Annotated in this window: 5 protein-coding genes and 1 pseudogene; all 6 read left to right on the top strand. The window is 45.4% G+C overall.

The annotated features are described in order from the left end of the window. The first annotated feature begins 464 nt into the window (after positions 1-464). Entirely contained in the window at positions 465-5,342 is a 4,878-nt protein-coding gene (locus JL57_RS34220) for a cell wall-binding repeat-containing protein (RefSeq protein ID WP_291299980.1), read from the top strand. Positions 5,343-5,434: 92 nt separating this feature from the next. Then, on the top strand, positions 5,435-7,750 hold the full coding sequence (locus tag JL57_RS11450) for a cell wall-binding repeat-containing protein (RefSeq protein WP_045690990.1): 2,316 nt from the start codon (positions 5,435-5,437) through the stop codon (positions 7,748-7,750). A 182-nt stretch (positions 7,751-7,932) separates the two neighbouring features. Then, positions 7,933-8,631, top strand: coding sequence for a YveK family protein (locus JL57_RS11455; RefSeq protein WP_034142173.1), 699 nt, complete (start codon positions 7,933-7,935; stop codon positions 8,629-8,631). A 15-nt stretch (positions 8,632-8,646) separates the two neighbouring features. Further along, positions 8,647-9,357, top strand: coding sequence for a CpsD/CapB family tyrosine-protein kinase (locus tag JL57_RS11460; RefSeq protein ID WP_034142174.1), 711 nt, complete (start codon positions 8,647-8,649; stop codon positions 9,355-9,357). Positions 9,358-9,507: 150 nt separating this feature from the next. Further along, positions 9,508-10,092: a Uma2 family endonuclease gene (locus tag JL57_RS11465; protein WP_034142175.1), complete on the top strand. Its 585-nt coding sequence runs from the start codon at positions 9,508-9,510 to the stop codon at positions 10,090-10,092. 175 nt (positions 10,093-10,267) lie between these two features. After that, positions 10,268-10,554 (top strand): annotated as a pseudogene (locus JL57_RS11470) (hypothetical protein); the annotation flags it as partial.

The following is a 10,554-nucleotide window of genomic DNA, read 5'->3' on the forward strand; positions in this document are numbered from 1 at the left end:
TCAATTGTCGTATTCTGTAATAAAGTATTGCCACAAGCTGTATTACAGAAAGGGGTAACTAGTTATGTCCTTAACCGTGGCACAAACTTAAACATAAGAGGCAAAACTATTATATTATCTATGCGACGATTGCCTTTGCCGTGGTCACAGTGGGTGTAGTGTTCTTGATCAATAGGGGCTAGGTAAATAAAAGGGTAAAATGTTGTAAAAAAAATTTATTTCCATAATAAATTTCAGTGAAGCAGGAGAATTAGATTTAATCAAGAATAAATAATAAGGGTGTTTCTTTTTATTTCCTTAAGGGATATAGGATAGGATATTTTGTATTTTAGGAGTATTGGAAATATTTTTAACATCGTTAGTTATTTAAAGGGGGTGAAGGGACGACCAAGAAACGTCCTAAGGAGGAAGAGCGATTACATAGTATAGAATAGGCCCAAATATTGAGAGGAGAGATTTGCTTCATGAAAAAAACAAAAAAAGCGATTGCTTCATTAGCTATTGCTGGTATGGTACTTACCTCGATCCCGTTCAATGCTTTAGCTGAGAGTGTCGTACCACCGCGCTTAGGTGGATATACTGCTGAGCAAACCGCTGTGCTAATCGCCGAACAAACAGGCTGGACCGGCACGGTAGTACTTGCCTCATCAGCCTCCTATGGTATGGTAGATGCCCTGACAGCCAGCCCACTCGCGACCTACCTTCAAGCGCCTATCCTCCTGACAGAGGCTAAGAATGTACTAAATGCTGACACCAAGGCTGAACTCATCAAACTCAAAGCTAAGACAGTTTATGTGACCAGTGGAACTGCTGTGATTAGCCAAGCGGTTCTAGATGAGTTAAAAGGTATGGGTATTGCGGTTATTCCCCTTGGTGGAACTGACCGTTTCCATACATCTGTGAACATCGCCAAAAAAATGATTGAACTCGGAGCTCCAGTCAGCAAGGCTGCTGTTGCATTCGGCTGGCTGAACCAAGATGCGCTCTCTATCGCTTCCATTGCTTCTGCTCAAAATCAGCCAATTCTCTTAACCGAAAAAGATTCAATTCCTGCTAGTGTAAAAGCATTTCTGGCTGAAAACCCGAATGTGAAATCGACGGATGTGATAGGTGGCACCGGCGTGATCAGTGAGGCTGTCAAAGCTCAGTTACCAAACCCAACCCGCTTGTTCGGAAGCACAGCCTACGACACGAACCTTGCAGTGCTTAAAGCCTTCGACAGCTTTCTGAAGTATGATAATGTCTTCATAGCAAACGGTATTACAGGAATAGACGCTTTGACAGGGGCACCTCTTGCAGCTAAGTACAAGGCTGGTATAGTTCTCACTAGCGGAACTGCAAACGAGGGCACAGATTATGCGAAAAGCAAAATGACCTCTGCCAGTATTGTAACCGCTTTAGGTGGGACAGCCGTAGTTCCTGAAGTTGTTCGCTCAGGGGCGGTTTCTGTTACGCCGCCGACACCGCCGATTGGTGGCGGTGGAACTCCAGATACAACAGCGCCGGTGATTGCACTTATCGGAAGTTCCACTGTTAACGTAGTGAATGGAGCTGCCTACGTTGATGCTGGGGCAAGTGTAACGGATAACGTAAACACCGGATTGATAGCTACCGTGACCTATACAAAGAATGGTAATCCGGTTGGATCAATCGATACGTTCGCGGCCGGAACTTATGTAGTCCGTTACAATGTAAGTGACACAGCGAGTAATGCAGCTGTCCAAGTAACCAGAACAGTTATTGTAGCTCCAAAACTCGTAAACGATGTTACAGGGCTAACTAATGCACTTGCTGACGCGAGAATTACCCATATTGAATTTACTGGCAATATAACTCAGCCTTTAACTACTGTTGGACGTTCTGTGAGCATAGATTTCGGGGCATATGTCTTAACTGGTAATTTATTGTTTGCACATGCCCTTACTGGAACATCAACTTTATCTGGAACAGCGCTGAAAAGCATTACGGGTAGTTTAACAGTAGATACTCCTAATGCCTCATTTGTCAATAATGTCGTTGTTAATGGCGCTATTAACGTTATTAATATCGTGCCAGGTACATGGACAGAAACAGCAGATGGCAACATCATAACGATCACAGACGAAGATGGTGCAACCATTACCATCGTTGGAAATCCAGGTGATATTACAGTTAGTGAGGATGCGTCTGGAGATTTATCAATAAACGTAAATCCTGGAGCCACGGTTGCTAGCATCACCAGCAATGCCCGTGCGGACATCACTGTTGGAGCAGGAGCAAATGTAACAGACATCATTATTGGAGCAGGTGCCGGTGGTTCAACCATTGTCAATAACGGGACTGCCCAAAATATGACAGTCCTAGCGGGTGCCAATAACACAACCATTACCAATAGCGGAACTACTGGTACAGTGACTTCTGATGCGCCTATTACTCTTCAAGTGACAGGCGGAACTACAGGAACGGTCACAGCCAACGCTAATATGACACTTAATGTTACAGCAGGAGCTTCAGTAACAGACGTCAATGTTGCAGCAGGCGGCACTGGCTCAACCATTACCAATAACGGAACTACAGGAACAGTGACGTCTAATGCTCCGATGACTCTTAATGCTACAGGCGGAACTACAGGAACGGTGACAGCTAATGCTCCGATGGCACTCCAAGTTGCGACAGGAGCGGCAGTAACAAACGTCAATGTTGCAGCAGGCGGCACTGGCTCAACCATTACCAATAACGGAACTACAGGAACAGTGACGTCTAATGCTCCGATGACTCTTAATGCTACAGGCGGAACTACAGGAACGGTGACAGCTAATGCTCCGATGGCACTCCAAGTTGCGACAGGAGCGGCAGTAACAAACGTCAATGTTGCAGCAGGCGGCACTGGCTCAACCATTACCAATAACGGAACAACAGGTACGGTGACGTCTAATGCTGCGATAACTCTTAATGTTGCAGGTGGAACTACAAGTTCAGTGACAGCTAATGCTCCGATGACTCTTAATGTTACAGGTGGAACTACAAATACTGTGACGGCCAATGCTCAAATGACACTCCAAGTTGCAGCAGGAGCGGCAGTAACTGACATTAACGTAGGAGCAGATGGCGACGGCACAACTATTACAAATAGTGGGACTACCGGTAATGTGACAGTAGAAGCGGGAGCCGCTGGCACAGCCATAACCATAACCAATACTGGAACAGCAACAAATGTTACAACCAATGAACCTATAACCCTAGTAAACAATAATATTATTACTTCTGCAACTACCGGAATAGGTGGTAACATTGATCCTGCTGGTAGTACAGTGGCATATATTGTTATCTCCTTGACAGACCTGATAACCGCAGTTAACGGAGCAGTTGCAAACAATGATGTAATTGTTGCTTTACAGGCATTAGCCGCTAACAGCCCGCTTGATGTAGCGACTATCGTTTCAGATAACGCTGTAGCATATGTTGCAGACTTTGCTGTCAACCCCACAACTACTGTAGCTCAGATACGGGCCAGAGTAGACGCTGTGAATGCAGCAAAGATCGCCTTGCTTGCAGCGATCGCAGAGGCAGAAGCGAAAGTTGAAGCAAATTATACTACAGAAAGCTGGTCAACGATGCAAAACACGTTGACCGCAGCCAATGCCTGTAAGACGTCTAGCTCAACGGCAATCCAAGTGCTTGCTGCAACGAATAACTTAAAATCAGCCATCACTGCATTAGTCAGCAAAACAGTGTTAATTACAGCCATCGATACTGCTACAACCTTGGTAGGAAGCAAAATCGTTGGAGCCGCTGTCGGCAATGTAGCGCAAGCAGCTGTCGATGCTTTCCAAGCAACTATTAATGCAGCTACTGTGGTAAAAAATAGTCCAATAGCTACCCAAGCACAAGTTGATGCACAAGTAGCAGCTTTGGCCATCGCAACGACCAACTTCAACATGGCGATTATCACAGAAGTAGCAACCATATATACAGCGTTAAACACAGCCGTCAGTAATGCCACCACCCTGATCGGAAGCAAAACAGTAGGAACAGCAATCGGTAATGTATCCCAGGCAACCCTTGATGCTTTCCAAGCGGCAATTGTTGCGGCTACCGCTGTAAAGGATGACGCAAATGCAACTCAAGCTCAAGTTGATGCCCAAGTAACTGCTTTGGCAAGTGCAACGATTAACTTCAACAACGCGATCATCAAAGTAGCCCCCGTCAGTAAAACAACCTTAAACACCGCCATCGTTAATGCCACAGCCCTGATCGCAAGCAAATCGGTAGGAACGGCAACCGGCCAAGTTTCGATAACAGCCAAAAAGACCTTCCAAGCAGCGATTGACTCCGCTGCGATAGTAAACAATAACGCCAGTGCAACCCAACCGCAAGTCAATGCACAAGTTGCCGCTTTAGCAACCGCAACGACCAACTTCAACAATGCGATCATCAAAGGCTTCGATAATCTTGTCGACAAAATCATGGAAGTGTACGGCGGTCTGTCGGACACTGATAAGGACTCCCTCCTGCTTGCCAAAACAGCCCTTCAAGGATTTAATGTAGCTGATCCTAAGTGGGATGCAATTATCAACCCGCTTCTGACCGCACAGGTTATTGCACTCTTTGGAGATTCTGCAACTGCTAAGAGTGCCTTAATAGGGTACATGAAGGACTTCGGAACTTTGCAGTATTCAACAGACAGATTCACCTTGGAAAGCAATATAGATACCTTCAAAAACAATAATCTTGCAACCTTTAGAACACTTTTCGGAAATGATTTTACTATGGACCAATTCTCGAGGTTCTTAATAGCGGTTCAGGAAGCACTTCCCGGGGTTATAAATAGTAGCGGCGTTAGTCTGATAGACCTTTCGGATAATACAAGTACCGAGATTAAAGACCAACTTGTCGCCTGGACCAAGGCTGCGGCTCATGTGGTTGCAGATCCAACAACTGACAATCCATATAATCTGTTTGCGACCAAGCTTTCTGATCTGGGGTTAACGATGGATAAAGTCGTTGACGCTCAACGTCTACTAGGTGAGGAGATTGACCCAGATAACGCAGCGGAAAAGGCTATCACTAGGGCGGCTATACGCTCTCAAATTATCTGCACCATCCCAGCTACCATGACAATTGGTCAAATAACAGAATTTAAGATCAGCGTCACAGGTATAAATTCTGGTGCTATCGAATTAGTGAATCTTCTCGACTGGTATAGTGACGATCCTTCCGTGATAATTACCACCATTTCAGGCCGACGTGCCATTCATGCTGTACAGGCTGGAAGTGCAATTATTACAGCCCATAAGAGTGGAGGTACACCGGGAACGAGTAATGAACTAGTGCGTATCACAGTTACTGTACCAGCCAATTAACGTTTGGCACAAGCTGGAAGAATGATGTTTTACATGAAAGAGAGTTGGGATTCCAACTCTCTTTCATTAATCTAACATGGGAGGTTAACACTTTGAGAAATGGGGTAACACAAAAGCTTATTAAAGGTTGTATATCAGCTCTCATCGTCTTATCTTCGACCCTGGTTGCTCTCCCTGCAATTGCAGTGACAACCAGTGGTTCAAGCAACGTAACCCGGATCGGCGGAGTGGATCAGTATGCGACGGCAGCTTTGATGGCTGAGAAAGGCTGGTCAGGCACTTCTGATAACGTCGTACTCTCAGCTGGAATGAACTACGCTCTCGTTGATGCTCTGGCAGCAGGCCCTCTAGCTGCAGCCTTGAAGGCTCCGATCCTGCTTACAGATGGTGGACAAAGCTTAAATTCGTCGGCACGAGCACAATTAGCGCGTCTCAAGCCGAAGAAGGCTTACATCACGAGCGGGCAGGCCGTAATTAAACCAGCAGTTCTTGAGGAATTAAAAGGTATGGGCATCACTCCGGTACAACTCGGTGGGTATGACCAATATGAGACATCCGTAAATATTGCTAAAGAAATTTCCAAACAAGGTGTGAATAGTTCTCAGGTTATCCTAGCGGCTGGATGGGTCAGTCCGGCAGATGCCCTGTCCATCGCGCCGATCGCCGCGGCTCAGGGAATTTCCATCTTGACAACCACTCGAGATAAGCTTCCTGCCTCGGTCCAAACCTATCTGGACAGCATCAAGGCCAATATCACGGATTCCTATGTCGTTGGAGGAACTGCAGTCGTATCGGATACGGTCAAAGGGCAGTTGCCGGGCATTGTCAGTCGCTACTCCGGCTCAACAAAGTATGATACAAACGTTCAGATCCTCAAGGGCTTTGCCAAGCATTATCGAAATTCCAAGGTCTATGTGGCTAACGGAGAGACGTTGGTCGACGCCTTGGCGGGTGTTTCCCTGGCAGCCGTGGATAAGGCACCGATCGTACTAATCAATCAACAACTTGATAAAGCCACTGTGGACTTTGTGAAGCTAACAATGTCAACCGCGGATCTTGTTGCCATGGGGGGAGAAGTCGTTGTCCCTACGACAGGAATTAATGCCCTGACCTCAGCAATAACCTATGCGAACGATCATGCTATACTAGGCTCGACCGATGCCAATAACCCAGCAGAACTGACGGATACCGTCCAAATCACGGGCAGCAACATCACCTTAGCTCATGCCAAGGTGGCTTACAGTGTTTATCTAAAAGGTAATAATATTATCCTTAATGACGTAATAGTCAAGGGGACTGTCTTTGTAGATCCTGGTGACACTGGGACAGCTACTTTAGACGGCGTGACCGCTGCTAATGTCGTGATACTCTCAGGGGCCAAGGACAGCATTCATCTTAGGAATACGAGTGCTAATCGCTTAACCGTAGACAGCGATAGTAGCTCGGTTCGCGTAGAGTCGACAGGGACTACGAACATCGGTACAACCGTTGTCCGCTCGTTTGCCATCTTGGACGATCAGGGTGGTTTGCTCGGCGAAATTTTCCTAACCAGTTCACCAGGACAGACTCCTGTGGTCGAATTGCGAGGGACCTTCACGCAGCCGATTGTCGTCTCCGGTCAGATGAATCTGAAAGCGTCTCTTAACGCAGTGGTTCCCTCCGTAGTGATTAACACTGATAACCCCGCCCACAAAGTCACGCTAGATGGAAACTTTAAAGCCGTTGAAGTCCAATCCCAAGGCAGATTGGACCTTGCCGCGAACACGAGTGTCGAAACCATGAAAGCTATCGTCAAGGCCGAGATCATGGTTCCCGTGGGCTCTAAAATAGACACCCTTGACATAGGTTCCACCGGTACAGAGGCTTGGGGCGGAGGGAAAGCGAATGGACAAAATACCAGTACCACCCAGCCGACTCCTCCGGTGACCACGACTCCTCCTGTGGTTATTACTCCACCTGTCGTCATTCCTCCAACCCCTACGACACCGACGAATTTAACTGTCTCCTACATCAAAGCTCTGGCGACTGATAATGTGACCCGTCAAGTTGTTAATGGAGAGACCATTTATTTCACAGGGGTCAGTGATAGTGTGCGCTTTACCGGCTTGCAATTAACCACGAATCAAACGTTCCCGGACATCGTGATCACCTCCATCCAAGCGAACGGTCTGGAACTGATCAAGTTAGGGGAAAGCTTTAGTTCAACGATTGATAGTAATGGAATAGTCACTACTGGCGCTCTCCTCGCAGGACTAGACAAAGGGGGCGATGGTCTTTCACTTAGTAGCTTAAGATCCCTCCTAGGAACGACAGGAGACCTGGTATTTCAAGGAAAGATCACAAAGGCGGGGTATACGGATAGCGACGTGCTAAGCGTTATTATTCGCTTAGGACCTCATGTCAACTAAAAGAAGCAAGAAAGTGCCAACAAAGTCAAAGACTCTTCAGATAGGCCTGAAGAGTCTTTTAGTATCGACTTAAACGTTCGGTGGAAAGAGAATTATTCTTGCATAAAGGAAGGAAAACCTGAAACTATCTCGAATAGTATAATGTCGAACTAGTTTTAAGTTGCTAATTTTGGGAGGTCAAAATGGAAGAAGAAATAGAATTACGACAGTACTGGGAAGTGCTGCGCAAACGTTGGATCATCGTGGTAGCCTTACCACTGATTGCAGCACTCACCAGCGGAATTATTAGTTTTTTTGTCATGAAACCCGTGTACTCAGCCTCTACCACCTTGATCGTCGGGAAAAAGGCTTCAGAGTCAGGCCAAGCGGCAGTACAAATGTTAGATAATAGTGTCCTCCAAGCGAACCTGCAATTGGCGAAGACCTATGCAGCCATCGCTCAGAGTCGGACTGTGGAACAGAATGTGATTAAAGACTTAGATTTGTCGATGACGATAGCCCAACTTGACAATATGATCTCCATAAACCCCGTGAAGACCACAGAAATCCTAGAAATCCAGGTTCTAAATACAGACCCTGAGCTGGCAGCCTCAATTGCCAACTCCATGGCGAACGAATTTTCTAAAGCCGTGATTGACATCAAAAAAGTGGATAGTGTGAGCATTGTCGATACTGCGATGACCCCAACGCATCCCGTTAAACCCAATAAAAAACTCAACGTACTTATTGCCTTTGTTGTAGGCTTAATGGCTTCCGTCGGACTCGTCTTCCTCTTGGAATATATAGATAACACAATCAAGACCTCTGATGATGTGGAGAAGTTTTTGGGGATTCCAGTCCTAGGCGTTATACCAAACTACGAAGTGGGAAAACAAGGGTAAGAGGAGAAGGTTTATTTGACATTTTCATTAATTACACTAGAACAATCAAAATCACCAATCTCTGAAGCCTACCGTACGCTTAGGACCAATGTCCAGTTTACGAGTGTGGATTCTAAGACCAAAAAAATCATGATCACCAGTTCAGGTCCACGGGAAGGGAAATCGACTACAGTCGCCAACCTCGCGGTAAGTATCGCTCAAACTGGGAAATCCGTTCTGGTCATCGATGCGGATTTGCGAAACCCCACTCAGCACAAGCTCTTTGGTTTAGATAATGGACAAGGGTTATCTATTTCGCTGGTTCAGGATCAGGACGGTCACACCAATATCAGAGAAACAGCGGTTCCTGGCCTCATGCTGCTTACGGGAGGACCTATTCCTCCTAATCCGGCTGAGTTAGTCGGATCTAAGCGGATGAAGCGCCTGATCAAGGAAGTCAGCGAGCAATTTGATGTAGTTTTGATCGATACCCCTCCCATCATCGCGGTGACGGATGCCGCCATTATTGCTCAGGAAGTTGATGGAGTCATCTTGGTTCTAGCTTCAGGTGAAGTCAACAAAGAGTATGCCCAACGAGCCAAAGATCAACTGGATAAAGTAGGAGCTAAGATCCTCGGGGCAGTCCTCAATAAGGCGGACATGAAAACCAGTGAATACTACTACTACTATTATTATCATGGATCTGAGGATTCTAAGAAGAAGCACAAAGGCCATAAAAAACGCTAATTTCAAGATACATTACACCGTAGGGGCAATTCCTAAATTGCCCCTACGGTTATTTAATCGATTAACGAAACCAGGTTGGTAAAAAACGGATGAAAAATGGGAAGTACTAAAGTATAATTATAGCAAAACACCAAAGGAGCGTGTGTTCTTATGCCATTACCACAGGAAGGAAGAAAATACACCTATGCAGATTACTTAACCTGGCCTGAGGAAGAACGATGGGAGATTATTGACGGAGTACCCTATATGCAAGCAGCTCCAACCTGGCAGCATCAGGCAATATCTGTAGAACTAACCTCACAATTTAATGCTCATCTTAAAGGAACACCGTGCAGGGTATTTGCTGCACCGTTTGATCTTTGTATTCCTAAGGATAATGAACGGGATGAAGAAATCTCGAATATCATCTCACAGCCCGATATTGTCGTGATATGTGATGAAAGTAAGCTTAGAAAAACAGGATATTTCGGGGTGCCAGCCCTGATTATCGAGATTTCCTCGCCGCCAACTGCCAGAAAAGACAAGCTTTTAAAGTTTAATAAATTTGAAAAAGCTGGAGTACCGGAATACTGGATTGTTGAACCTGAGAACAGGTTAGTAAGTGTGTTTACTTTGCAGGAAAATAAGAGATACGGTAGGCCAGATGTTTATGCAGAGGATCATACGATCATAGTAGGGATTCATGAATCCCTACTATCAGAATTTGAAATTGACTTAAGTTCGGTTTTTGTTTAACCTACGTTCACAAAGTGCATAGGAATTAATTAGAAATTCTTTGAGAAGGTTATGTAGAGGCAATTTACTCAAAAACTCTAAAAACTGTGAGCTGCAAAGCCGAATCTGTGCTATACTACTTTTGAGTTCAAAAGATGCATAAATAATTACTTGTGAGATGGGGAGGTGGATAAGAATGGAGCAAATTTTTGCCCAGATTCTGACTGAACTCCAAGCCTTGCGTGAAGGCCAATCTCGGCAGGGAGAAGACCTGACATCGCTGAAAAAGGATATGACGTCGCTGAAAGAAGATGTGACGTTACTAAAAGAAGATGTAACATCACTGAAAGAAGATGTGACGTTACTAAAAGAAGATGTAACATCACTGAAAGAAGATGTGACGTTACTAAAAGAAGATGTAACATCGCTGAAAGAAGATGTGACGTTACTAAAAGAAGATGTAACATCGCTGAAAGAAGATGT

This window comes from Desulfosporosinus sp. BICA1-9, from assembly GCF_000802135.1.

Excerpts from the sequence above, each read along its gene's own strand:
- JL57_RS34220 (WP_291299980.1), top strand. The coding sequence starts at position 465 with ATGAAAAAAACAAAAAAAGCGATTGCTTCATTAGCTATTGCTGGTATG.
- JL57_RS11455 (WP_034142173.1), top strand. The coding sequence starts at position 7,933 with ATGGAAGAAGAAATAGAATTACGACAGTACTGGGAAGTGCTGCGCAAA.
- JL57_RS11465 (WP_034142175.1), top strand. The coding sequence starts at position 9,508 with ATGCCATTACCACAGGAAGGAAGAAAATACACCTATGCAGATTACTTA.